Annotated in this window: 26 protein-coding genes; 14 read left to right on the forward strand and 12 right to left on the reverse strand. The window is 65.6% G+C overall.

What is annotated here, in order from left to right:
- Positions 1-17 precede the first annotated feature (17 nt).
- The gene (locus ACQKOE_RS08370; RefSeq protein WP_427512378.1) at positions 18-872 is read left to right on the forward strand and encodes an arginyltransferase; all 855 of its coding nucleotides are present in this window, start codon (positions 18-20) and stop codon (positions 870-872) included.
- 383 nt (positions 873-1,255) lie between these two features.
- On the opposite strand, the gene ACQKOE_RS08375 is transcribed toward ACQKOE_RS08370, so the two are convergent.
- The 8 genes from ACQKOE_RS08375 to ACQKOE_RS08410 form a co-directional block, all read right to left on the reverse strand.
- A complete protein-coding gene (locus ACQKOE_RS08375) occupies positions 1,256-2,680 on the reverse strand; it encodes an aldehyde dehydrogenase family protein (RefSeq protein WP_427512379.1) in 1,425 nt (474 codons plus the stop codon).
- A gap of 74 nt (positions 2,681-2,754) precedes the next feature.
- Positions 2,755-3,330: a lysozyme gene (locus ACQKOE_RS08380; protein WP_427512380.1), complete on the reverse strand. Its 576-nt coding sequence runs from the start codon at positions 3,328-3,330 to the stop codon at positions 2,755-2,757.
- Positions 3,331-3,402: 72 nt separating this feature from the next.
- Positions 3,403-3,549, reverse strand: a complete 147-nt coding sequence (locus ACQKOE_RS08385; protein WP_374589529.1) for a lmo0937 family membrane protein — start codon at positions 3,547-3,549, stop codon at positions 3,403-3,405.
- A 128-nt stretch (positions 3,550-3,677) separates the two neighbouring features.
- The gene (glnA, locus tag ACQKOE_RS08390) at positions 3,678-5,087 is read right to left on the reverse strand and encodes a type I glutamate--ammonia ligase (protein WP_427512381.1); all 1,410 of its coding nucleotides are present in this window, start codon (positions 5,085-5,087) and stop codon (positions 3,678-3,680) included.
- Between the two features lie 162 nt (positions 5,088-5,249).
- Positions 5,250-5,588 (reverse strand): P-II family nitrogen regulator, encoded by a 339-nt coding sequence (locus tag ACQKOE_RS08395; protein WP_374589531.1) that lies wholly within the window; start codon positions 5,586-5,588, stop codon positions 5,250-5,252.
- Between the two features lie 258 nt (positions 5,589-5,846).
- Positions 5,847-6,770 carry an N-acetyl-gamma-glutamyl-phosphate reductase gene (argC, locus tag ACQKOE_RS08400; RefSeq protein WP_427512382.1) on the reverse strand — a complete coding sequence of 308 codons (924 nt, stop codon included), beginning with the start codon at positions 6,768-6,770 and terminating at the stop codon, positions 5,847-5,849.
- A 141-nt stretch (positions 6,771-6,911) separates the two neighbouring features.
- The gene (locus ACQKOE_RS08405; RefSeq protein ID WP_374589533.1) at positions 6,912-7,253 is read right to left on the reverse strand and encodes an SH3 domain-containing protein; all 342 of its coding nucleotides are present in this window, start codon (positions 7,251-7,253) and stop codon (positions 6,912-6,914) included.
- A 61-nt stretch (positions 7,254-7,314) separates the two neighbouring features.
- Positions 7,315-8,697 (reverse strand): leucyl aminopeptidase family protein, encoded by a 1,383-nt coding sequence (locus ACQKOE_RS08410; RefSeq protein ID WP_427512383.1) that lies wholly within the window; start codon positions 8,695-8,697, stop codon positions 7,315-7,317.
- Positions 8,698-8,750: 53 nt separating this feature from the next.
- On the opposite strand from ACQKOE_RS08410, the gene ACQKOE_RS08415 reads away from it, so the two are divergent.
- Positions 8,751-9,554 (forward strand): DUF3298 and DUF4163 domain-containing protein, encoded by an 804-nt coding sequence (locus tag ACQKOE_RS08415; RefSeq protein ID WP_427512384.1) that lies wholly within the window; start codon positions 8,751-8,753, stop codon positions 9,552-9,554.
- Positions 9,555-9,759: 205 nt separating this feature from the next.
- Positions 9,760-10,584: a type I methionyl aminopeptidase gene (gene map / locus ACQKOE_RS08420; RefSeq protein WP_427512385.1), complete on the forward strand. Its 825-nt coding sequence runs from the start codon at positions 9,760-9,762 to the stop codon at positions 10,582-10,584.
- A 371-nt stretch (positions 10,585-10,955) separates the two neighbouring features.
- Here the strand turns inward: map and ACQKOE_RS08425 are convergent, their stop codons facing one another.
- Positions 10,956-11,612: a heme exporter protein CcmB gene (locus ACQKOE_RS08425; protein ID WP_427512386.1), complete on the reverse strand. Its 657-nt coding sequence runs from the start codon at positions 11,610-11,612 to the stop codon at positions 10,956-10,958.
- Positions 11,609-12,187, reverse strand: coding sequence for a heme ABC exporter ATP-binding protein CcmA (gene ccmA / locus ACQKOE_RS08430; RefSeq protein WP_427512488.1), 579 nt, complete (start codon positions 12,185-12,187; stop codon positions 11,609-11,611). The genes ACQKOE_RS08425 and ccmA overlap by 4 nt, the downstream gene beginning before the upstream one ends.
- A 100-nt stretch (positions 12,188-12,287) precedes the next feature.
- Here ccmA and ACQKOE_RS08435 point away from each other — a divergent pair, with 100 nt between their 5' ends.
- On the forward strand, positions 12,288-12,578 hold the full coding sequence (locus ACQKOE_RS08435) for a 4a-hydroxytetrahydrobiopterin dehydratase (RefSeq protein WP_427512387.1): 291 nt from the start codon (positions 12,288-12,290) through the stop codon (positions 12,576-12,578).
- Between the two features lie 222 nt (positions 12,579-12,800).
- Here the strand turns inward: ACQKOE_RS08435 and ACQKOE_RS08440 are convergent, their stop codons facing one another.
- A complete protein-coding gene (locus ACQKOE_RS08440) occupies positions 12,801-13,601 on the reverse strand; it encodes an SDR family oxidoreductase (RefSeq protein ID WP_427512388.1) in 801 nt (266 codons plus the stop codon).
- A 44-nt stretch (positions 13,602-13,645) separates the two neighbouring features.
- On the reverse strand, positions 13,646-14,263 hold the full coding sequence (locus ACQKOE_RS08445) for a DNA-3-methyladenine glycosylase family protein (RefSeq protein ID WP_427512389.1): 618 nt from the start codon (positions 14,261-14,263) through the stop codon (positions 13,646-13,648).
- A gap of 92 nt (positions 14,264-14,355) precedes the next feature.
- Between ACQKOE_RS08445 and ACQKOE_RS08450 the strand changes: the two genes are divergently transcribed.
- The 10 genes from ACQKOE_RS08450 to ACQKOE_RS08495 all read left to right on the forward strand — a co-directional run bounded on the left by ACQKOE_RS08450 (position 14,356) and on the right by ACQKOE_RS08495 (position 23,764).
- On the forward strand, positions 14,356-14,673 hold the full coding sequence (locus tag ACQKOE_RS08450) for a 2Fe-2S iron-sulfur cluster-binding protein (RefSeq protein WP_374589541.1): 318 nt from the start codon (positions 14,356-14,358) through the stop codon (positions 14,671-14,673).
- 62 nt (positions 14,674-14,735) lie between these two features.
- Positions 14,736-15,743, forward strand: a complete 1,008-nt coding sequence (locus ACQKOE_RS08455) for a cysteine synthase A (RefSeq protein WP_427512390.1) — start codon at positions 14,736-14,738, stop codon at positions 15,741-15,743.
- A gap of 20 nt (positions 15,744-15,763) precedes the next feature.
- A complete protein-coding gene (locus ACQKOE_RS08460; protein WP_374589543.1) occupies positions 15,764-16,102 on the forward strand; it encodes a hypothetical protein in 339 nt (112 codons plus the stop codon).
- Complete coding sequence (locus tag ACQKOE_RS08465) at positions 16,089-16,829, forward strand: ABC transporter (protein WP_427512391.1); 741 nt, start codon at positions 16,089-16,091, stop codon at positions 16,827-16,829. Before ACQKOE_RS08460 ends, ACQKOE_RS08465 begins: the two co-directional genes overlap by 14 nt.
- A 415-nt stretch (positions 16,830-17,244) precedes the next feature.
- A complete protein-coding gene (locus ACQKOE_RS08470) occupies positions 17,245-17,679 on the forward strand; it encodes a division/cell wall cluster transcriptional repressor MraZ (protein ID WP_427512392.1) in 435 nt (144 codons plus the stop codon).
- Positions 17,676-18,626, forward strand: a complete 951-nt coding sequence (gene rsmH, locus ACQKOE_RS08475; RefSeq protein ID WP_427512393.1) for a 16S rRNA (cytosine(1402)-N(4))-methyltransferase RsmH — start codon at positions 17,676-17,678, stop codon at positions 18,624-18,626. Before ACQKOE_RS08470 ends, rsmH begins: the two co-directional genes overlap by 4 nt.
- Positions 18,623-19,123 carry a hypothetical protein gene (locus tag ACQKOE_RS08480; RefSeq protein ID WP_374589405.1) on the forward strand — a complete coding sequence of 167 codons (501 nt, stop codon included), beginning with the start codon at positions 18,623-18,625 and terminating at the stop codon, positions 19,121-19,123. The genes rsmH and ACQKOE_RS08480 overlap by 4 nt, the downstream gene beginning before the upstream one ends.
- Positions 19,120-20,847, forward strand: coding sequence for a peptidoglycan D,D-transpeptidase FtsI family protein (locus ACQKOE_RS08485; RefSeq protein ID WP_427512394.1), 1,728 nt, complete (start codon positions 19,120-19,122; stop codon positions 20,845-20,847). The genes ACQKOE_RS08480 and ACQKOE_RS08485 overlap by 4 nt, the downstream gene beginning before the upstream one ends.
- Positions 20,844-22,298, forward strand: coding sequence for a UDP-N-acetylmuramoyl-L-alanyl-D-glutamate--2,6-diaminopimelate ligase (locus tag ACQKOE_RS08490; RefSeq protein ID WP_427512395.1), 1,455 nt, complete (start codon positions 20,844-20,846; stop codon positions 22,296-22,298). The genes ACQKOE_RS08485 and ACQKOE_RS08490 overlap by 4 nt, the downstream gene beginning before the upstream one ends.
- Positions 22,295-23,764, forward strand: a complete 1,470-nt coding sequence (locus ACQKOE_RS08495) for a UDP-N-acetylmuramoyl-tripeptide--D-alanyl-D-alanine ligase (RefSeq protein ID WP_427512396.1) — start codon at positions 22,295-22,297, stop codon at positions 23,762-23,764. Before ACQKOE_RS08490 ends, ACQKOE_RS08495 begins: the two co-directional genes overlap by 4 nt.
- Positions 23,765-23,770 lie beyond the last annotated feature (6 nt).

Genomic DNA, 23,770 nt, shown 5'->3' on the forward strand with positions numbered 1-23,770 from the left:
AGGATGGTCCCCCGCGCGTGACGGCTCCCGTTCGATTTCCCCGGTTCTTCGTCACGAGCCCCGCGCCGTGTCCGTATTTGCCGGGCCGGATGGAACGCAAGGTCTTCACCGAGCTGAAGGGCGCCCATTCTGCCGAGCTGAACGACGCGCTGGGGCGGATCGGGTTTCGGCGCAGCCAGACCGTCGCCTACCGCCCGTCCTGCGCCGATTGCCAGGCCTGCGTTTCGGTGCGGGTGGTCACGGACGAGTTCCGCGCCTCGGCCAGCCAGCGCAAGAACCTGAAGCGCAATTCGGACCTGATCGCCACGGTCTGCCGTCCCTGGTCGACGGCGGAACAGTTCGAGCTGCTGCAACGCTATCTCGGCCAGCGTCATCCCGGCGGCGGCATGACGTCGATGGACGAAACCGATTTCGCCGACATGGTGGAACATACCCCGGTGGAATCCTGGGTGGTCGAATACCGCGAACCCCATCCGGATGGCACGCCGGGCCGCCTGATCGGCGCCTGCCTGACCGACCGCCAGGGCGATGGCCTGTCGATGATCTACAGCTTTTACGAGCCCGATCACGAAGGCCGCACGGGCCTTGGCAATTACATCATCCTCGATCACATCCGCCGCGCCCGCGAAGAGGGCCTGCCCTTCGTCTACCTGGGCTACTGGGTCGAAGGATCGGCCCGGATGCAGTACAAGATCCGCTATCGCCCGATGGAACTGCTGCGCCGCAACGGCTGGGAGCGGCTGGGCGCGGTCGAGCAGAACCGCCTGATCGCCGAAGCCGTCGCCATGCGCCGCAGCCAGTCCGCCACGCTGGAAGGCAGCACCAAGGACGGCGCGCATGGCGGGCAGGGGCAATACAAGCTGGAAGTCTAGCACCCTGGTGCGCACCGCTCAGGCTGAGCTTGTCGAAGCCGGGTTGCGGGAACAACACCCTTCGACAGGCTCAGGGTGAGCGGGTGTTGTGAAATTCTCACGCAAAGGCGCAAAGGCGCGAAGACCGTGGTTTCGGCGCAACCCCTTTGCGCTCTTCGCGCCTTTGCGTGAAATTCTTGAACCGGGTCCGCTCTGCGCAAGGCGCGCGGGGTAAACGATCCTGAGCGGCTGGCACCAACTGGCTTCGACAGGCTCAGCCTGAGCGGTGAACAAGGCGCAAATTCGTTTCCGCTCAGCCTGAGCTTGTCGAAGGCGTCCCGCCAAAACAAAACCCCTCCCCGCGCAGGCGGGAAGGGGTCTTGCATTCCTTCAGGCAGGAAAGATCAGGCCGGCAGGCCCGAGATTGCCTTCATTTCCATGAAGTCCTTCAGGCCGGCCAGGCCGCCTTCACGGCCGTTGCCGGACTGCTTGTAACCGCCGAACGGAGCGCCCGGGGTGGGGCCCCAGTTGTTGATCGCGACCATGCCGGCGCGCAGCTTGCCGGCGACCGATGCGGCCTTGGCAGGATCGCCAGTGATCGCGGCGGACAGGCCGTATTCGGTGGCATTGGCCAGTTCGATGCCCTGGTCCAGCGTGTCATAGGTCATGATCGTGGCAACGGGGCCAAAGATTTCCTCGTTGGCGATCCGCATGTCCGGGGTCACGCCCGAGAACACGGTGGGCTGGATGTAGTAACCGCGGTTGACGTTGCTTGGCAGGTCTGGGCCGCCGGTTTCCAGCTTCGCGCCTTCGTCGATGGCAGACTGGATCAGGCTGCGGACCTTTTCGAACTGTGCCTTGTTGACCACCGGGCCGAGGTGGTTGCCTTCGGCCATCGGATCGCCGACCGGGGTGGCCGAATACATGTTCTTGTAGAACGAAACGACTTCGGCCTCGCGGTCCTTGGCGACCAGCACCTTGGTGGGCGAAATGCACGACTGGCCGGTGTTGACCAGCGGACCCATCGCCACGGCGGGCAGCTGGGTGGCGAGGTCGGCATCGGGCAGGACCAGGTTCGGGCTCTTGCCGCCCAGTTCCTGGTGCACGCGCTTCACGGTCGGCGCGGCGGCAATGGCCACCTGGATACCGGCGCGGGTCGAGCCGGTGAAGCTGACCATTTCGATGTCCGGATGGCTGGAAATGGCGTTGCCGGTGGTCGGGCCATCACCCTGGACCAGGTTGAACACGCCCGGCGGAACGCCTGCCGCATCCAGGATCTCGGCAAAGATCTTGGCATTGGTCGGGCATTCTTCCGAAGGCTTGAGCACCATGGTGTCGCCAGCGGCAAGGGCCGGGGCGACCTTCAGCGCGATCTGGTTCAGCGGCCAGTTCCACGGCGTGATCATGCCGACCACGCCAATCGGTTCATAGGCGACCTTGTAGCCCGGACCGTCTTCCATGAAGTCGAATTCCTTGAGCGCGGCAATCGTGCTCATGAACCCGCCGATACCGGCACCGACCTGGGCAGTGATGGCGAAGGACAGCGGAGCGCCCATTTCCTCGGCCATCGACTGGGCGAGGTCGGCCGCGCGCTTCTTGTATTCCTCGACAATGCGTTCCAGCAGGGCCAGGCGCTCTTCGCGGGTGGTCTGGCTATAGGTCTTGAACGCGCGGCGAGCGGCGGCAACCGCCTTGTCCACGTCCTTGGCCGTAGCCACCGAAATTACCGCACAAGGCTCTTCCGTGGCCGGATTGATAACCTCGCGGCGCTGGCCGCCTTCGCTATCCACCCACTTGCCGTCGATATAATGTTGCAGCAGCTCGCGCATCCTCGAATCTCCCTTAACTGGACGATTAACCCGCCACTATGTCGGATTGCGCGGAACAGATTGCAAGCAGCAATCTATCGTCCGTTTCGATAGAGCGCTGCTTCGGCGGCGCGGCGGCGGATCAGGCCGGTGAGGCGCTTGCCGCCGGCGTGGACCCATTTGCCGAATTCGGCCTCTGCTGCGGCGAAATCGCCAGCCTTGTGGCGTTTGGTCAGGGTGGCGCGGGTTATGGCACCGGTGTTGTAGTGGAAGCTGACCAGGGCGTCGAACTGGTGCTGGCTGGTCGGGGCATTGTCCAGCACGCGGGCGACTTGGGCGGCATAGCGGGCGAGGTCCGCTTCCAGCCGCGCGTCGCATTCGGCTTGAGTCCAGACCGTCCCGCGCACGATGCCCTTGCCGGTCGCGCCCCAGCCGATGGTCCAGGGTTCCGCACCGGTGCCCGGATCGGGATAGGCTTCGAAGCGGCCATCGGGGCGGCGCCTGGCGCAGCCTTCGAACTGCTTGATCAGGGCGATTCCTGCCGGACCGATGCGGCTGGGCGGTGCTGGGGGAGTTGCAGCGACGGGTGCCGGCTCGGGATGGGCAGGCGGCGCGGCACGCCTGGCGCTCATCCGGCGCAGCGCGGCGAAGAAATCGGCAAAGAAATCCATGGCTTGATCCCCTATCTGGCGAAGAACCAGATAGGTTAATTCAAGCCATGTAGGAAACCAGAAAGTTCCGCGCTACATTCGGCGGCCCTGGAACAGGTGGACTAGGCCGACCAGCAGGGCGATCAGCAGCAGCACGTGGATCAGGCCGCTGGAAACGTGGAATACCAGCAGGCCCAGCGCCCACAGGACCAGCAGGATTACGGCGATCGTCAGCAGCATGAACGGCTCCCTTCGTTGCAAACTTTTGTCAGCAACGGACAGGCCGCGCAGTTGGTTCCATCGCGCCGGGCAAAAGAAAAGGCGCCCCGGTTTCCCGAGGCGCCCTTCCGTTTGCTGATCAGGATGGATCAGAGGCTGTAGTACATGTCGAATTCGACCGGCGAGGGGGTGGTTTCCCAACGCAGCACTTCCGGCCACTTCAGTTCGATGTAGCTGTCGATCTGGTCCTTGGTGAAGACGCCGCCCTGGAGCAGGAAGTCGTGATCGGCTTCCAGCGATTCCAGCGCTTCACGCAGGCTTCCGCACACGGTCGGCACTTGGGCCAGTTCGGCCGGGGGCAGGTCGTACAGGTTCTTGTCCATGGCTTCGCCCGGGTGGATCTTGTTCTTGATCCCGTCCAGACCGGCCATCAGCAGCGCCGAATAGCACAGGTAGGGGTTGGCCATCGCGTCGGGGAAGCGGAATTCCACGCGCTTGGCCTTGTCACCGGCGCCATAGGGGATGCGGCACGAGGCCGAGCGGTTGCGGGCCGAATAGGCCAGCAGCACCGGCGCTTCGTAACCCGGGACCAGGCGCTTGTAGCTGTTGGTGGTCGGGTTGGTGAAGGCGTTGAGCGCCTTGGCGTGCTTGATGACGCCGCCGATGAAGTACAGGCACATGTCCGACAGACCGGCATAGCCGTTGCCGGCGAACAGGGGCTTGCCGCTGTCCCAGATCGAGATGTGGGTGTGCATGCCGCTGCCGTTGTCGCCCTTGATCGGCTTGGGCATGAAGGTTGCGGTCTTGCCATAGGCATGGGCAACCTGCTGCACGACGTACTTGTAGACCTGCATGCGGTCGGCGGTCTGGACCAGGGTGCCGAAGGTCAGGCCGAGTTCGTGCTGCGCGGCGGCCACTTCGTGGTGGTGCTTGTCGCAGGGCAGGCCCATTTCCAGCATGGTCGAAACCATTTCGCCGCGGATGTCGACGCAGCTATCGATCGGAGCGACCGGGAAGTAGCCGCCCTTGACGCCCGGGCGGTGGCCCATGTTGCCGGCTTCGTACTTGGTGTTGGTGTTGGTCGGCAGTTCGACGTCGTCGATGGTGAAGCCGTTGCCGTTGTAGCCGTCGTAGTAGCGCACGTCGTCGAACAGGAAGAATTCGGCTTCCGGACCGACGTAGACGGTGTCACCGATGCCGGTGGTCTTGACGTAGGCTTCGGCGCGCTTGGCGGTCGAGCGCGGATCGCGGCCATAGAGGTCGCCGGTCGACGGCTCGACGATGTCGCAGGTGACGATCAGCATCGGGGTGGCGCTGAACGGATCGACGAAGACCGAATCCAGGTCCGGCTTCAGGATCATGTCGGATTCGTTGATCGCCTTCCAGCCTTCGATCGACGAGCCGTCGAACATCAGGCCGTCTTCGAATTCATCTTCGCCCATCACGTGCGCGCACATGGTGAGGTGCTGCCACTTGCCCTTGGGATCGGTGAAACGCAGATCGACCCACTCGATCTCTTCGTCCTTGATCCGCTGGATGATGTCCTTGGCCTTGCTCATGTCTCGTCCTTTTCAATCGTCCCGCGTTGCGGCGCGGGGCCTTTTGTTCCCCTCCCGCCCCGGGAGGGGTTAGGGGAGGGCTTGTTACGTTGGGTTTGGGCATCAGGCCCTCCCCCGTCCCCTCCCGCCAGCGGGAGGGGGGATCAAAGAACTTCGCGTGCTTTAAATCGCGTCGTTGTCGCGCTCGCCGGTGCGGATGCGGATGGCGCTTTCCACGGCGTAGACAAAGATCTTGCCATCGCCGATGCGGCCGGTCTGGGCAGCGGCGGCAATCGCCTCGACCGTGCGTTCGGCCAGGTCATCGGGGACGACGACTTCCAGCTTAACCTTGGGCAGGAAGTCCACGACATATTCGGCGCCGCGATAGAGTTCGGTATGGCCCTTCTGGCGGCCAAAGCCCTTGGCTTCGGTCACGGTAATGCCGGAAACGCCCACTTCGTGCAGGGCTTCCTTCACTTCGTCCAGTTTGAACGGCTTGATGATCGCTTCGATCTTTTTCACTTCGGTATTCCCCTGCGCAGCAAGCCGGTCCCGCCCTGGTCTGGATTTGGGCAGCCCGGATTTTTCGATGCCACTGGAAACAACCTATCAAGAATCGTGCCAGAGGCCTGCATTGCGCCCTAGGCCAAGTGAAACCGTTCGGAAAGGGCGGATTCGCAAGATTTGAATCGCACGGGGGATGTCGCTGTAATTTTCGCAATGCAGAAACGGGCAATTGCTTGCCTCATTTTTCAGCAGTGCTGCCTAAAATTCAGGCAGTCAAAGTGACAGACCCGCCGTTTCGTCCAGTCCGGCCATCAGGTTCAGGTTCTGCACCGCCGCTCCGCTGGCGCCCTTGCCCAAGTTGTCGAGCCGGGCGACGAGGCGTGCCTGCGAACCGTCCGCCGCGCCGAACACCCACAGGTCAAGCCGGTCCGACGGCTGCATCGAGCGGCGCAGCAACAGTTCGTCCTGCGGCTCGTCATGCACGGTCACGATCTTGCTGCCGGAGTAGTATTCGACCAGCGCCAGGCGCAGCACTTCGGGCGACCCGGCCATCGGCATGGCCGACAGCGGCAGCGGTACTTCCACCACCATGCCGCGGTGCGCCGGGATCACCGAGGGCGCAAACAGCGGCGGATGGGCCAGTGCGGCATAGGTCTGCATTTCGCCGACATGCTTGTGCCCCAGGGCAAGGCCATAGGTGCGGAAGGCAATGTCGGGATCGTCCTCGAACCGCTGGATCAGCGCCTTGCCGCCGCCCGAATAACCGGAAACGGCATTGACCGTGTAGGGCCAGTCAGCCGGGAGGACGCCCGCGCGGACCAGCGGCGCGATCAGGCCAAGGAACCCGGTAGGATAGCAGCCGGGATTGGACACTCGGTTTGCTGCGGCCACGGCTTCGCGCCCGACCACTTCGGGAAAGCCATAGGTCCACCCATCGGCAACCCGGTGCGCGGTCGACGCGTCGATGATCCGCACCTTGCTGCCCTCGGCCATGGCCACGGCTTCGCGCGCGGCATCGTCGGGCAGGCACAGCACGGCAAAGTCTGCCGCGTGAAAGGCATCGCGGCGGGCCGAGGCGCTTTTGCGCTGTTCGTCGTCCAGCACGATCAGCTTGAATTCGCTGCGCGGCGAAAGGCGCTCGACAATTTCGAGGCCGGTGGTTCCGGCGGCGCCATCGATGAATACGGTGTGGGGCATGGTCAAAACCTAGCGGTTGGTCCGGCCCGGTTCCCTCGGTCTTGTCCGCTCATCCTGAGCTTGTCGAAGGATGCCTCACCGGCAGGATAGTGCGTGCTTCGACAAGCTCAGCACGAGCGGGACTGCGCGCCGGGCGCAGGCTTAGCTTCGTCGTTCTTCCAGCGCTTCGACCGGCAGATAGCCGACGCAGCCGTCTTCGCCGACCTGGCCCCAGGCCCAGCCGCCGGTGATGTCCAGCACGTTGAACAGGGTGCCGCCCGCCAGTTCCTCGCGCAGGTCCGATTCCGCACTGTTCAGCGCGAACAGCTTGGCTCCGCCCGCGACCACGCTTTGCGGCATGGGCACGGCATAGTGCGGCACGAAGCAGCGACCGGCCAGGCGGATATGCGCCAGGTCCCCGCGCACCGGCCAATGCGCGGCGTCCAGCTTTTCAGCCGGGCCGGAGAGGGCCAATTGCCCGGTCGGGATCGCGGTTGCGGTCAAGTCTGGTGAGTCCCCAAATCGGAAGAGCGGGCGATTAGCGCCGCTTTGCCCGGCAGGCAAGTTATCCATAACGGCCCTTGAGCAAACCCCAGGCCGCGCGCAGGCCCAGCGCCTCGCCGCCCTTGGGCCGGCCCGGCTTGGCATTGGGCCGCCAGGCGAAGGTGTCGAAATGCGCCCAGTCGGTTCCTTCCGGCACGAAGCGGTCGAGGAACAGGCCAGCCACGGATGCGCCTGCAAAGCCGTTCGAGGCCGAATTGTTGAGATCGGCCACGTCGCTTTTCAGGTACTCGCGGTAGCCGTCGTGCAGCGGCAAGCGCCAGCAGCGGTCATCCGCCGCCTCGCCCGCCTTGAGCAATTCGTCCGCCGTTTCGTCGCGCCGCGTCATCAGCGCGGGCAGGTCGGGCCCCAGCGCGACGCGGGCCGCGCCGGTCAGGGTGGCAAAGTCGATCACCAGTTCGGGGTTTTCCTCGCCCGCGCGGGTCAGGGCATCGCCCAGGACAAGGCGGCCTTCGGCATCGGTATTGCCGATTTCCACGGTGATCCCGGCGCGGCTGCGCAGGACGTCCCCGGGGCGAAAGGCATTGCCGGAAATCGCGTTCTCCACCGCGGGGATCAGCAGGTGGAGCCGCACTTTCAGCCCCTGCTGCATGATCAGCTGGGCCAGGGCGAGGGCATGGGCCGCGCCGCCCATGTCCTTCTTCATCAGCAGCATCCCGCTGCTCGGCTTGATGTCCAGCCCGCCGGAATCGAAGCAGACGCCCTTGCCGACAAGGGCGATCTTCGGGTGCTTTTCATCGCCCCAGTGCAGTTCGATCATGCGCGGCGCATGGCTGCGCGCGGCGGCGCGGCCCACCCCGTGGACCATCGGAAATCCGCGCTCCAGCGCGTCGCCGCTGGTCACCTTGAATTCGGCGCGGTGGGCCTTGGCGATCAGCTGCGCCTCGTGCTCCAGCTGGGCCGGGCCCATGTCCTCCGCCGGGGTGTTGACCAGATCGCGGACCAGGGCGACGGCGGCGGCTTCGGCCAGAACCGTGTCGATCGCCTTGACGTCCTGCGTCAAAAGCACGCGCGGCCCTTCCTCGCTGGGCTTGGAAAGATAGCGGTCAAAGCGGTACTGGCCGGTCACCCAGCCGAACAGGGCGGGGCCGGGTTCACCCCCGGCGCGGCGGTAGGTTCCGGCGGGCAGGACTTCGGCCAGCTTGGCCATGCACCAGCTCGACAGGCTTTCCGTATTGGCCACCCCGGCAACGGCGAACCAGTCCTCGCCGTCCGGCAGGATCGCGTGCGAATAGCCTTCGCCTTCGAACTTCTGCGCGGCCATTGCGGCGCGCTGCACCGGCGACAAGCTCTTGACGAAGGCTTCGAAACCTTTCTTGTCGACAAGGTGGATTGCGGTGGCTTTCTGGCCGCGGTCGGGCTGGATCAGGGCGTTCTTGTCTGTCATCGTGATCCCACTCTAGCCGCAGCGGCGCGGCAAGTGCGAGAGGAATTGTTGCTATGCGTGCAGTCCTGGTCCTGGCTTCCCTGATCCTGGTTGCGGCCTGCGGGAAGGAAGAACCCGCGCCTGCGCCCACGGCCAGCGACGCGGCAGTCGCCACCGCGCCCGCCAGCGAAGCGCCACCGCCCGCCGAGGCGGTGAACATCAAGACGCAAAACCCGCGCTATTCCTTTTCCTATGCCTATCCTGCCGCTGCAGCGGGGATCCCCGCGCTGAAGGCCCAGCTGGACAACGAAATGGCCAAGGCCCGCGCGGAACTGGCCAGTATCGCCAAGGAAGGCGAAAGCGCGGCCAAGGCCGAGGATTTCGAATTCAACCCCTTTGACCAATCGACCAAGTGGACCGTGGTCACGGACCTTCCCGGCTGGCTCAGCCTGAAGCGCGACTATTACGAATTCACTGGCGGCGCCCATGGCAATTACGGCACGGGTGCGCTGCTGTGGGACAAGGCGGCGGGGCAGGCGCGCGATGTGTTGACCCTGTTCGTTTCCAAGGCGGCCTTTGACGCAGCGCTGCGCCCCGCATTCTGCAATGCGCTGGACAAGCAGCGCGCCGAACGGCGCGGCGCGCCGGTGGACCGGAACAGCGGCGACAGCTTCGACGATTGCCTGGCGCCATCGGACGTCACGGTCCTGCTCGGCTCTTCCAACAAGCAGCAGTTCAACCGGATCGGGCTGATTGCCGACCCCTATGCCGCCGGCCCCTATGCGGAAGGCAGCTATGAAGTGACCCTGCCGGTCACGCCCGCGCTGCTGAAGGCGGTGAAGCCCGAATATCGCGCGGCATTTGCGGCAGGGCGCTAAATCTGCCCCAGTCAAGCCGTTCGTCCTGAGGAGCTCTTGAAGCCACAGGCTGAAAGGGCGTCTCGAAGGACAGTGCCCGAGCGCCGTGGTTCGAGACGGGCCCTCAATCTGCGATTTCGGTCCCTCCTCACCACGAACGGGGGTGAGGACGCGGGCATCGTCCATTACCCTCGCAATTTGGCGCGGCATCCCCTATGTCACGGGCATGAATCAATACCAGACCGTTACCGGCAACGAGACTGTCCTGCGCGACGGCACGATCAAGCTTCATGGGCCCGAAGCCTTTGAAGGCATGCGTAAGGCGGGCCGTCTGGCCGCCGAAACGCTCGATGCGCTGGTGCCGATGGTGCAACCGGGGGTGACCACGGCGGCGCTGGACGATTTCGTGCGCCAGTTCACGCTGGATAACGGCGCGATCCCCGCCACGCTGGGCTATCGTGGCTATCAGCATTCGTGCTGTATCTCGATCAACCACGTGGTCTGCCACGGCATTCCTTCGGAAAAGACGCTGAAGGAAGGCGACATCGTCAATATCGACGTCACCCCGCTGCTGGATGGCTGGCACGGCGATTCCAGCCGGATGTACCTGGTCGGCGACGTGCCGATCAAGGCGCGGCGGCTGGTCGATGTGACTTACGAATGCCTGATGATCGGCATTGAACACGCCCGTCCCGGCGCGCGGCTGGGCGATATCGGCGCGGCGATCCAGAAGCATGCGGAAAGTTTTCGTTACGGCGTGGTGCGCGAATTCTGCGGCCACGGCCTGGGCCGCCTGTTCCACGACGCACCCGAAGTGGTCCACGCCGCCCGCGCCGGAACCGGCCCGGAGCTGCGCCCCGGCATGTTCTTCACCATCGAACCGATGATCAACCTCGGCAAGCCGGGGGTGAAGATGCTGGAAGACGGCTGGACGGCGGTAACGCGCGACCGTTCGCTGTCGGCCCAGTTCGAGCATTCCATCGGGATTACCGAAGACGGGTGCGAGATCTTTACCAAGAGCCCGAAGGGCCTGGACAAGCCGCCTTATTGAGGGGTTTTTGGTGGCTCTTGCATTGCCGAAGCAAGAGCTGTCCAGTCGATGGAAATTGGGTTCGCGCAGAGAGCGCAGAGGACGCAGAGGGGTGACGTTTTTTGCGCACGTCGCCCCAGTCGTCACCCCGGCGCAGGCCGGGGCCCAGCCCTACAAACGAATCTGAGCCGCTTTGCGGCGTGTCTGTTTCGGACTAGGCCCCGGCCTGCGCCGGGGTGACGGCGTGAGGCCTTCGCGCCTTCCCTTTCTGCTTCGCGCCTTTGCGTGAATCGTTCCGGCCAACCCGGCCTCGACAGGCTCAGTCTGAGCGGGGTGGGTTATTCCGGGTCATTAAAACGCAGCGCGAATCTCTGCGTCCTCTGCGCGAAACCCTAACTCCGCCCGGAGCGGATCGCTGCGCCCGCCGCGAATGGCGTGATCGCCAGCAGGACCAGGCTGAAGGCAGCGGTCAGGCCCAGTCCGGACTCGCCGCCTACGGCCAGGCTGCCCGCACCGAACACCAGCAGCGGCACGGCCAGCGGGATCGCGAGCAGACCGCCCAGCGCCGCACCGCCGCGCAGGCCGGCGGTGATGGCGGCGACCATCACGCCCAGCGCGGCAAGACCCGGCGTTCCGGCGAGCAGGCCGAGTTCCACCAGCCACAGCTTCTCCCCGTCGATCCCGACCAGGGCCGAGGCGGGCAGGGCGGCCAGCATCAGCGGCGGACCAAAGCTGAGCCAGTGGGCCAGGACGCGCACCGCGACCAGCAGTTCCTCGCTGATTCCGCGCAAGGACCATTGGTCGAACATGCCCAGTTCCAGGTCCGGCTCGATCAGGCGGTCGAGCGGCAGGATCGCCGCGAGCAGGGCCGCGACCCAGATCACCCCGCCGCCGGTCCGGGCCAGAACCGGCGCGTCCGGTCCGACGGCAAAGGGATAGAGCATGGCCACGGCCAGGAAGAACAGCACTGGCAGCAGTGCGCCGCCGCGCCTTCCGCCCAGCAGCAATTGCGCCAGATCGCGCCGCAGCAGGGCGAAGAACATGCTCATGCGGCAAAGTCCTTCAGTTCGATGCGCTGCATATCGGGCAAGGTGAACGGCTGGTGCGAGGCGATGACGGCAATGCCGCCGCCCCGGCAATGCTCTGCCGCCAGTTCCTCGACCAGGGCAACGCCGCGCGTATCCAGTCCGTTGAGCGGCTCGTCCAGCAGCCAGACCGGTGCTTTCTGCCCGATCATCCGGGCCAGCGCCGCGCGTTTTTTCTGGCCGGTGGAAAGATAGCGCACCGGTACGTCCATCAGTTCACCCAGGCCAAGGCGCACTGCGTCATTGTCGGCCGGACCATCGATCCCCTGCCAGAAGCCCAGTGCGCGGCCCAATGGCAGGTGCGGGTCCAGCGCGGGGCGTTCGTCCAGCAAGGCAATCGCCCCCTCGCGGCTGACCGATCCGGCAAAGGGGGGCAGCAATCCGGCCAGGATGCGGATCAGGCTGGACTTGCCGATCCCGTTTGAGCCGGCCAGTTGCAGCGCCGAGCCGCTTTCCAGCGCAAAGGACAGGCGCGCGAACAGCAGCCGGTCGCCGCGGCGGCAGGCCAGATCAGTCGCGGAAAGTCGGCAGGTGCCCATCGGCTGAGGGCGATAGGGCAAAGGCGCGGCCATGCCAAGGTTTGGCTGGCCCGGGCCGATCGCGCTTGCATCCTTGGCCTGCTTGGGGGAATGATCGGCCATGTCCATTTCCCGCCTGACCGACGCCGAAGTCTCCGCACTCCTGTCCGAATTTCCGGACTGGACCCTGCGCGAAGACGGCAAGGCGATTGTCCGCACTTTCCGCTTTGCCGATTTCAACGAAGCCTTTGGCTTCATGACCCGCGTGGCGATTTACGCCGACAAGGCGGATCACCACCCGGAATGGTTCAACGTCTATAACCGGGTGGAAATGACCCTGACGACGCACGACGCGGACGGCCTCTCCGCCCGAGATGCGGCCATGGCGCGGGTGATCGAGGGTTATCTCTAGAAAACATCGTTATTGCGCTCCTCGCAATGGCGAGGGGGTGGGGCCTTATCGGTAAACCGTTCGTCCTGAGGAAGCGCCGAAGCCGCAGGCTGAGGGGCTGTCTCGAAGGACCGGATGGGCAGCTGTGGTTCGAGACGGCGCTTCAGCCTGCGGCTTCAGCACCTACTCACCACGAGCGGGTGAGGGAGCAGGTACCGCAGATCAATTGCAACGGCGTTGGCCTCAGCCCCCCAGCGGTTTCAGACTGCTGCGGGTCTGCTTGCGCAATTGCCCGGGCATCCACCGCGCGGCGAAGGCCAGGCGGTGGGCGGTCTTGCCGACGCGGTTGTGGAGGTCCTTGCCGTGGACGGCCTTCCACGCGGCTTCGGCCACTTCGGATACGGGGGTGATTTCCAGCCCGGCCTCGACCACGCGGCTGCGGATGTCCTCGTTCGATCCGGCATTGGGATTCATGTCGATCAGCGGGGTATCGATGAAGCCCGGCATCAGGTCGCAGACCTTGATCTGGTCGGGCGCCCATTCGGCATCGAGGCATTCGGTTAGTGCGCGCACGCCGAACTTGGTGGCGGAATAGACCGAGGCGCCCGGCGTGCCATAGATTCCGGCGGCGCTGGCGGTGCTCAGCAGGCACGAACCCGGCGCGCTGGCCTTCAGCCAGGGGTGAGCCGCTTGCGCGCCGAACAGCACGCCTTTCAGGTTGATGTCCAGGCAGCGTTCGATCTCGGCCGTGTTGTTTTCGATCAGGCTGCCGCCCAGCGGAACGCCGGCATTGTTGAACACCACGTCGATCCGCCCACCGCTTGCCTTGGCGCAAGCGGCCAGAGCCTCGTCCCACGCTTCGCGGTCCCTAACATCCAGTTTGTGAACGGAATTTTTACCCGCGGGGAGCATGGCTGCGGTTTCGCGGGCTCCGGCTTCGTTGATGTCGGCAATCCCGACGAACCAGCCCTGCTGGCCGAACTTGACCGCAACCGCGCGCCCGATTCCCGAAGCGCCGCCGGTAATGAAGATCGTCTTGTGCATCCTCTGAACCCCCCGATAGTCCCTTACATCGCTGTTAGCAGAGCTTACAGGGCCGGGTTGTTATAGCAATGCCAGGTGAAGATGGCGGTCGCACCCCGATGCGGCCTCCAGCCTTCAGCGAGCCCCCGGGTCGCCTTTTCGTTGGGCCGCTCGTCCAGGCCGAGCAGCTTTGCTAGCCCGGCCTGGACGGCCAAGTCCCCGGCGGGCCAGATGTCGGGCCGTCCTTCCGCGAACAGCAGGTAGATTTCCGCCGACCAGCGCCCGATGCCCTTGATCCGGGTGAGCAGGGCAATTGCTTCCTCGTCATCGGCGGGCAGGGCGCTGAAATCCAGCCCGCCCGACACGACCAGTTCGCACAGGGAGCGCATATAGCCCTGCTTCTGCCGCGACAGGCCGCAGGCGCGCAGGGTGTCAAAGTCCGCATCCAGCACCCGGTGCGGGTCCGGCTCGGCTCCGGCAAAGTCCTCGAACTTGCGCCACATCGAGGCGGCGGCGGCCACGCTGACCTGTTGGCCGACGATGGTCCGCATCATGGTGACATGGCCGGTCGGACGAATGCGCGGCTCGGGATAGCCGGCCCGTTCCAGCGCGCGGGCAATGCCCGGTTCGCGCGCGGCAACCCAGTCCAGCCCGGCCTTGATCTGCTCTGCACTAAGGCCCATCCGCCAGAGTCCCGCTTGCCAAAGGAAGGCCGAGTGGTTAGCAGCCCCGCCAAAGCGCCGATAGGGGGCGCAAGCGAAAAGGATCGTCCGAAATGCCGAAGCTTGTCGTGGTCAACCGTGCCGGTGAGGAAAAGGAAATCGAAGCCAGCGCTGGCGTTTCCGTGATGGAAGCGATCCGCGACAACGGTTTCGACGAGCTGCTGGCCCTGTGCGGCGGTTGCTGCTCGTGCGCCACGTGCCATGTCTATGTCGACCCGGCCTTTGCCGACAAGGTCAGCGCGCTGAGCGAGGACGAGAACGACCTGCTCGATTCGACCGACCATCGCAACGAAACCTCGCGCCTGTCGTGCCAGATCGAAATGTCCGACGCGCTGGACGGGCTGAAGGTCACGATCGCTCCGGAAGACTAAGTTTCATGGGCTCAAGCGCAATTCGATTGCGCCATGGGCCCGGCAAACCTACCTCTGTCAGCATGAATGCACCTTCTGCGAAGAGCGATACGCTCGAACTGATTGGCAATACCCCGCTTGTCCTGCTGGAAGGACCGAGCGAGGCGGCTGGCTGCGAAATCTGGGGCAAGTGCGAATTTGCCAATCCCGGGGCCTCGGTAAAGGACCGGGCGGCGCTTTGGATCGTCCGCGATGCCGAGGAAAAGGGCCTGCTGAAACCCGGCGGCACGATTGTCGAAGGGACGGCGGGCAATACCGGGATCGGCCTGGCGCTGGTCGCCAATGCGCTGGGCTACAAGACGGTCATCGTCATGCCCGAAACCCAGTCGCGCGAGAAAATGGACACGCTGCGCGCGCTTGGGGCGGAACTGGTCCTGGTTCCGGCCGCGCCGTTTTCCAACCCTGGCCACTTCGTCCACACCTCGCGCCGCCTGGCCGAGGAAACCGAAGGCGCGGTCTGGGCCAACCAGTTCGACAATATCGCCAACCGCAAGGCCCATATCGAAAGCACCGCGCCTGAACTGTGGGAGCAGCTGGACGGCCGGATCGACGGCTTTACCTGCGCAGCCGGAACCGGCGGGACCATCGCCGGGGTGGGCCTGGGGCTGAAGGCCTTTGACGAGAATATCCGCATCGCCCTGACCGACCCGCACGGCGCGGCGCTGTACAACTATTACGCGCACGGCGAGCTGAAGGCCGAGGGCAATTCCGTGGCCGAAGGGATTGGGCAGGGCCGGATCACCGCCAACCTGGAAGGCGCGCCGATCGACACCCAGTTCCGCATCTCGGATGAGGAAGGGCTGGAATGGGTCGCCCGCCTGCTCAAGGAAGAAGGGCTGTGCCTGGGCCTGTCATCCGGCATCAACGTGGCCGGGGCGGTTGAACTGGGCCGCCAGCTGGTTGCCGAGGGGCGCGAGGATCCGCGCGTCGCGACGATCCTGTGCGATACGGGCTTCCGCTATCTCTCCAGCCTGTACAATGCGGAGTGGCTCCGCGCGAAGGGGCTTCCGGTCTTCCCTTGGCTGGCCTGATCGGGTAGCATCCAGCCAGAATGGCAACGCAACCGTCACACCGGGTAACGCCGCCGCTGGAAGGCCCGCAGCACTTTGTTCCGCCCTCGGCGCGCGAACTGCGCGGGCAGGCCGTGCAGCGCCTGCAAGCGGGCCTGTTCGGCATCGCGGCAGTCCTGCTGGTCGTGGGGCTGGCCAATGTCATCAACGATCGCGCGCGGCTGGCCGAACAGACGGGCCGGACCCCCTCGGCGCAGGAAGCGGCGGGCGAATCCACGGTGAAATCCGATCCGCTGGCCGATATTGGCGTGGTCCCCTCTGCCGCCCCGGTGGAGCCTGAACCAGCCAAGGGCAGCGCCCAGCCGGATGCGCCGCGCTAACTTGCGCAAGATTGCACTCGCGGCTGGACTGGTCGTGGCGGTACTCGCCGCGATAGCGCTGTGGGCGCGGGGGAAGGAACCAGCGCCCGGCGGCCCGGTCGGCCTGTTCACGACCTTGCCGATCCTGTGGTCCGAAAGCCCGGACCTGGCCGCATCCCTGAAATCGGATGAGCAACCGCACTGGGCGCGGGGCACCCTATCGCAAAAAGGCGCGATCGAGCCGCTCGATACGCTGACGCCGCAGACGCTGGGCAAGCTGCGCCGCCTGGTCATGGCCCAGCCCCGCGCGCTGACGCCGACGGAGAACGTGGCGCTGGACGACTGGGTCAACGCGGGCGGGCGGCTCTTGCTGCTGGCCGATCCGGCGCTGACCGAGGAATCCGCCTTCCCGCTGGGCGATCCGCGCCGCCCGCAAGCGGTGGCCTTGCTCTCGCCGATCCTGGGGCGGTGGGGGCTGGACCTCTTGTTTGACGAACACCAGCCATTCGGACGCAAGGCGCGTGAAGTCATGGGCCTTGCGGTTCCGGTGAACTTGCCGGGCCAGCTTGCCACGCGCGGGCAGTCCAACTGCCGCCTGTGGGGCGAGGGGCTGGCGGTGACCTGCGCGATTGGCCAGGGCCGCGTGATCGTACTGGCCGATGCCGCGCTGATCGAGCGCGATGATCCATCGGGCGAGGGTGAGAAAGCCTTCTCCTGGCTGCTCGACGCCGCTTTCGCGGCGCGTTGATTCGACCAAATCGGGGAAATTGCGGGAACGTCGGGGTAGGCCTGTGCCTGCTGCCGCAAACACGGCACTTTTCCGTAAAAACAAAACCAGAACAAAGAGATGTGATGCTAAAATTTCTGTCCTGAAAATCCTTGGAAATGCGTGGTTTACCGTTTTATCCCGTGATTTCCCGCGTTTTTCCCTTCCATCCCCGGCAAAGCAACGGTAAGTAACCGTTTCATCGACATCGAAATTCCATGCCGAGCACCTTTTCAGGTGATCCGGTCGCGGGGGCGCGCGGCGGGAGGCGGGGAAAATCGATCTTTTCGGCAAGCGGGAGCGATCCCGGATTTGAGCGGGGCAACACGTGGAGGCGGGCAAGCCTATTGCATATAGTGGCCAGGGCTTTTCGCTGTTGGGCGAAAAGGGCCGCTTTGTGCTGCCCCCTGACTTCCGCAAGGCCGTCCGCGATTCCGGCCTGGGCGAACGCGTCCTGTGCATTGCCAAGCACCCGCGCTGGAAGTGCTTGACTGGCTTTGGCCTGTCGCGCGTCGCCGAATTCGAAAACGAGCTGGACCGCGAAGAACGCGTTGCGCTGGAACGCGGCCAGGATTTCGACCGCGATCTGCGCGCCCAGCAGCTTTACGGCTTTGCCCGCGTGCCCTTTGATGACAGTGGCCGCTTCATCCTGCCCGAGCGCTTCTTCAAGCTGGGCGCGCTCACCGATGCGGCGTTCTTCCAGGGCGGCGGCAAGCAGTTCACCATCTGGAGCCCGGACGTCCTGGCTGAAATGGGTGCCGGTTGGGAAGATGCGCAGGAAGCCTGCCTCGACCTGGCCCAGCAGGCCCGCAACGGAAAGGGGCGCAAGTGACCGCCGCCCCGCACATTCCCGTCCTGCTCGACGAAGTGATTGCCGCTCTGGCGCCCGCCCCCGGCGCCGTTATCGTTGACGCGACCTTTGGCGCGGGCGGCTATACCCGCCGCTTGCTCGATGCCGGGGCCAGCGTTCATGCCTTTGATCGCGACCCCGATGCGATCATGGGCGGCCGCGGATGGAGCGAGGCCGGGGAAAGCCCGCCCCGGCTGGTGCTCCACCCGCGCCGCTTCTCCGAAATGCTGGACTCGCTGGCCGAAGCGGGCGTGGCCCAGGTCGATGGCGTGGTCATGGATATCGGCGTTTCGTCGATGCAGCTGGACCAGGCCGAGCGCGGCTTTGCCTTTTCGTCCGATGGCCCGCTGGACATGCGCATGGGCCAGGACGGCGAAAGCGCTGCGGATTTCCTGAACACTGCCGACGAAAGCACGATTGCCGACGTGCTGTACGAATATGGCGAGGAACGTCAGTCTCGCCGCGTCGCCCGCGCCATCGTTGCCGCCCGCCCGCTTTCGACCACGGGGCAGCTGGCGCAGGTCGTGCGCAAGGCGCTGGGCTATCGCCCCGGCGCGCCGAAAGACCCGGCCACCCGCAGCTTCCAGGCGATCCGCATCCATGTGAACGCCGAACTGGACGAACTGCGCGCCGGTCTGGCTGCTGCCGAAAAGCTGCTGGTTCCGGGCGGCAAGCTGGCCGTGGTCAGCTTTCACAGCCTGGAAGACCGCATCGTGAAGAACTTCCTGCGCGAAGCCAGCGGTGCCGTGGCCAATGCCTCGCGCCACTTGCCGATCAATGCGCCTGCCGCCGCGCCGACCTTTGCCCAGGTCGCCAAGGCAGTGCGCCCCTCTGCTGCCGAGCTGGAGCGCAACCCGCGCGCCCGCTCTGCCACTTTGCGTTCCGCCGTGCGCACCGACGCGCCACCGCATGAAAGGAAGGCCGCATGAACCTGACCCGTGACCGGATGCGTTCGATCGGCTGGGCGGCTGTGCTGCTCGTCTGCCTGACCTTTACCGTGGTCCTGACTTTCAAGGTCAATGCGGTGAAAAGCCAGGTTCGCCTGGCCGAGCGCCAGATCCTGGCGGTGAAGCAGGACAAGCTGCTGCTGGAAACCGAGTTCCAGACCCGCGCCAACCAGCAGCAGTTGCGCGCGCTGAACGAAGTGGAATTCGGCTATCAGGCTCCGGCTGCCGGGCAGTACCTGGAAGGCGAGCGCCAGCTCGCTGACCTCGGCAAGCCGCGCGGCCCCGATGCGCCCAGCCCGATCCGCGTGGCCAATGCCGACGTGCCCCAGGAAGCCAGCATGTTGACCGCCATGGTCAGCCCGCTGACCGGCAAGGCGATGGCGGCTGAACCCGCCGCGGCCAAGCGCAAGGCCACCACCGACGCCACGCTCAGCGCGCGGCTTGGCACGCTCGACCGTCAGGGGGTCCGGCACGAATGACCACCATCGCGGTTTCCACGACGATCACTTCAGGCCGGGGCGCGCTGGTAAACGTTCGCGCCCGCAGCCTGCTGATGGCGAAGTGGCGCGTGTTGTGGGTCATTCTGGGTTTTGCCTTCATCGCCTGCGCGGCGGTGCTGCGGATTTTCTATCTCGGCTTTTTCGGAGACGCTCCGGCGCAGCAGCAGTGGGGCACCCTGCTGGTCCCGGCGCGGGCCGACATCGTGGACCGCAATGGCGTGCCGCTGGCCCGCGCCTTCCCGGCCTATGCGCTGTGGTACAATCCAACGGCCCTGGGCACCGACGGCTCGCCGCTGGTCAGCTCGCCCCGCAAGGTGGCCGAAGAACTGGTCAAGATTTTCCCGGACCTCGAAGTCAACGCGCTGGCCGCGCGGCTGGCCGAAGGGCGCCCCGGTTACCTGCGCCGCCGCATCCTGCCCGAGGACGCCAACCGCGTGCACGCCCTGGGCGAGCCGGCGCTGGAATTCCCGCGCGAGACGGAGCGGTTCTATCCGCAAGGGTCCATGGCCGCGCACGTCCTAGGCTTTGTCGGGGCCGATGGCCATGGCCGCGTCGGCATGGAAGAAGTGTTCGACAAGCGCCTGACCGATCCCGCCCAGCGCGGCATTCCCGCCGCCCTGGCCATCGACGCCCGCGTGCAGGGCGCGCTGGAAGAAGAACTCTCGCGCGGGATGGCGGAATCGAACGCCAAGGGCGCCGCCGGGATCGTGATGGACGTCGATACCGGCGAAGTCGTGGCCCTGGCCTCGCTCCCCTCGTTCAACCCGAACCTGATCAACCGCGCCAACGAAGGCTTCATCTTCAACCGGGTGACCAACCAGGTCTATGAACTGGGTTCGACCTTCAAGCCGATCACCGTTGCCGCCGCCATCGACGCCGGCGTGGTCACGAACATGGCGCGCCGCTATCAATCCAGTCGCCCGATTGCGATCGGCGGGTTCCAGATCCGCGACAGCCACGCGCTGGGCGAATCGCTCAACGTCCCCGAAGCACTGATCCATTCGTCGAACATCGTCACGGCGCAGATTGCCGATGAAGTGGGCGGCGTGCGGCTCAACCAGACGATGAAGGCGCTGGGCATGAACCAGCGCGCCCAGATCGAACTGCCCGCGCGCGGCTTTCCGCTGTGGCCCAAGGGGGATTGGTCGCGGATCACCACCATGACCGTGTCCTATGGCCATGGCATTGCAGTCACCCCGCTCCACCTTGCCAGCGCCTATGCCGCGCTGGTCAACGGCGGCATCTGGCGTCCGGCCACGCTCAACAAGCTGGAGCCGGGCCAGTTCGTGCCGGGGCGCCGCGTGTTCAAGGCCAGCACCAGCGCCCGGATGCGCCAGCTGCTGCGCCTGATCGTGGATATCGGCACCGGCAAGAAGGCCAATGCGGTCGGCTACCGCGTCGGCGGCAAGACCGGGTCGGCGGAAAAGCCGGGGGCGGGCGGCTACAACCGCACCTCGCTGGTTGCCACCTTTGCCGCTGCCTTCCCGATGGATCATCCGCGTTATGTGGTGATTTCTATGCTCGACGAACCGCAGGGCACCGTGGCCACTTCCGGCCAGCGCACCGCGGCATGGAACGCCGCGCCGGTGGTGGGCCGTCTCGTGCCGCGCATTGGACCGCTGCTGGGCATCATGCCCGATGCCACGCGCGACGTGGACATTTCCGACCTGGCCCCGCTGGTGGGCAAGGGAGAGGGAGAATGAGGCTGGGCATGCTGGCCGAAGGGGCTGACATTGCCCTGGCCAGCGGCAGCGACCTTCAGGTGACCGGCTTTGCCATCGACCATCGCAAGGTGGCCCCCGGCACCGTATTCGGTGCGTTCCAGGGCGCGGCGGTGAATGGCGAGGATTTCATTCCAGCCGCCATCGCCGCCGGGGCAGTTGCCGTGGTGGCCCGGCCTGAAGTGCAGGTCAGCGGCGCGGTTCACATTGGCTCCAGCAATCCGCGCCGGACCTTTGCCCGGCTGGCTGCCGGCTTCTTTGCGCCCATGCCGGAAACCGTGGTGGCGGTGACGGGGACCAACGGCAAGACGTCCACGGTGGAACTGACACGGCAGATCTGGCGGATGGCCGGACACCGCTCTGCCTCGATCGGCACGCTGGGCGTGACCACGGCAGACGAAAGCGTCTCCACCGGCCTGACCACGCCGGACATCGTCACGTTCCTCGCCAACCTGAGCGGTCTGGCGCGCGAGGGGATCACCCACGTCGCCTTTGAAGCGAGCAGCCACGGCCTGTCGCAATTCCGCAGCGAAGGGCCGCGTGTCGCGGCAGCGGCCTTCACCAATCTCAGCCGCGATCACCTCGACTATCACAAGGACATGGACGATTACTTCTCGGCCAAGATGCGGCTGTTTGATGAAGTGGTCGATCCTGCTGGCACTGCTGTCGTCTGGATGGACGACGAATGGAGCCAGCGCGCGGTGCAGCACGGTCGCCAGCGCGGTCTTCGCCTGCTGGGCGTTGGCCAGGGTGCCGATGCTGATGGCATCCGCCTGATCTCGCGCACGCCGGGGCAGCTTGGCCAGGCGCTGGAGATCGAATTTGCGGGGCACACGCGCAAGCTGAACCTGCCGCTGATCGGCGCCTATCAGGCCGCCAATGCGCTGGTTTCGGCTGGGCTCGCCCTGGCAACGGGCGGAGCGGCGGACCAAGTGTTCGATGCGCTGACCCGGTTGCAACCCGTGCGCGGTCGGCTGGAGCGTGCGGCGATCACCCGCACCGGCGCGCCGATCTATGTCGACTACGCCCACACCCCCGATGCGCTGGAAGCCGCCATCGCCGCGCTGCGCCCGCATTGCATGGGCAGGCTGATCGTGGTGTTCGGCGCGGGCGGCGACCGGGACATGGGTAAGCGCGCGCCGATGGGCAAGGTCGTGGCGGAGCAGGCCGACCTGGGCATCGTGACCGATGACAATCCGCGCGGCGAAGACCCGGCAGTGATCCGCAGCCAGGTGCTTGGCGGCGGCGCGGGCCTGCGCGAAGTGGCAGACCGCCGCGCGGCGATTGCGACGGCGATTACCGAGGCGCAGGCGGACGATATCGTATTGGTGGCCGGCAAGGGCCACGAGCAAGGCCAGATCATCGGCGCGGGAACGGATTGCCGCATCCTGCCCTTCGACGATGTGGCCGTTGCCAGGGAGTGTGCAGCATGAACGCACTAGCCAAGATCCTTGAATGGCCGATCGAACCCACCGACCTGCTCGGCCTCGCCCTGTGGGATGCGGCTGACATCGCGCGGGCGACCGGCGGCGTGGCCTTTGGCGATTTCCAGGTATCGGGGGTCGAGATCGACAGCCGCGATGTCGTTCCCGGCGACCTGTTCTTCGCTTTGAAAGGCGAAAGCATGGACGGGCACCGCTTCGTCGACATGGCCTTCGCGCGGGGGGCAACGGCGGTGGTCGTGGACCGTCCGGTCGATGGCCCGCACGTGCTGGTCCAGGACACCTCAACCGCACTTGAGCTTTTGGCAAAAGCCGCGCGAAACCGCGTGGATGCGACCGTGATCGGCGTAACCGGCTCGGTGGGCAAGACCGGGGTTAAGGAAGCAATCTTTGCGGCGCTGGACCGCTCCAGCCGGGGCAAGGCGCACCGTTCGGTCAAGAGCTACAACAACCATGTCGGCGTGCCGCTCAGCCTGGCGCGCATGGCCGCGCGCAGCCGTTTTGGCGTGTTCGAAATGGGCATGAACCACGCGGGCGAAATCCGCGCCCTCACCGCGCAGGTCCGCCCGCACGTGGCCGTGATCACTGCGATTGCCCCGGCGCACATCGAAAACCTCGGCAGCCTTGAAGGGATTGCCGATGCCAAGGCGGAAATCTTTGAAGGGCTGGAACCGGGCGGGGTGGCAATCATCCCGGCGGACAGCCCGCAGTTCGATCGCCTGAAGGCAGCCGCCGAGCAGCGCAGGATCACCGTCGTTTCCTTCGGTCGCGCAGCCCATGCCAATGTCCGCTTGCTCGATGCGGTGCCTGCTCCCGGTGGTGGCTCGCTGGTCACGGCAGACCTGGGGGCGCGGCGCATCTGCTATACGGTGGCCGAACCCGGAGAGCACTGGATCACCAATTCGCTGGCCGTCATGGCCGCAGTCGGCGCGGCGGGCGGAGACCTGGGCGCCGCCGGGATTGCTCTGGCCGAAATGCAGGGGCTGAAGGGGCGCGGGCAGCGTCACTCCATCCCGGCACCGGCGGGCGATGGCTCGGGCCGTGCCCTGCTGATCGACGAAAGCTACAATGCCAACCCCGCCTCGATGCGCGTCACCCTGGCACAGCTGGGTGCGACCCCGGCCCGTCGGCGGATCGCCGTGCTCGGCGCGATGAAGGAACTGGGAGAGCATGGCCCGGCCTATCACGCCGCCCTGATCGAGCCGCTCGAAGCTTCTGGTGCGGACTTTGCGATCTTGGTTGGCGGCGAGATGCAGGCCCTGGCCGATGAACTGGGGAAAGCGGCCAACGGCGCGCTTGGCAAGGACATCGGCTTCGCGCATTGCGGTACGGCCGCTGAAGCACTTGACGCGCTCAGGGCGCATGGCGTGGAAGGCGGCGACGCGATCCTCGTCAAGGGATCGAATTCGGTCGGGTTGGGGACTTTGGTCGCCGCGCTCGCGCAGCAAAAGGACTAGGATCAG

This window comes from Novosphingobium sp. NPDC080210 (assembly GCF_050281025.1).
Classification (GTDB): Bacteria; Pseudomonadota; Alphaproteobacteria; order Sphingomonadales; family Sphingomonadaceae; genus Novosphingobium.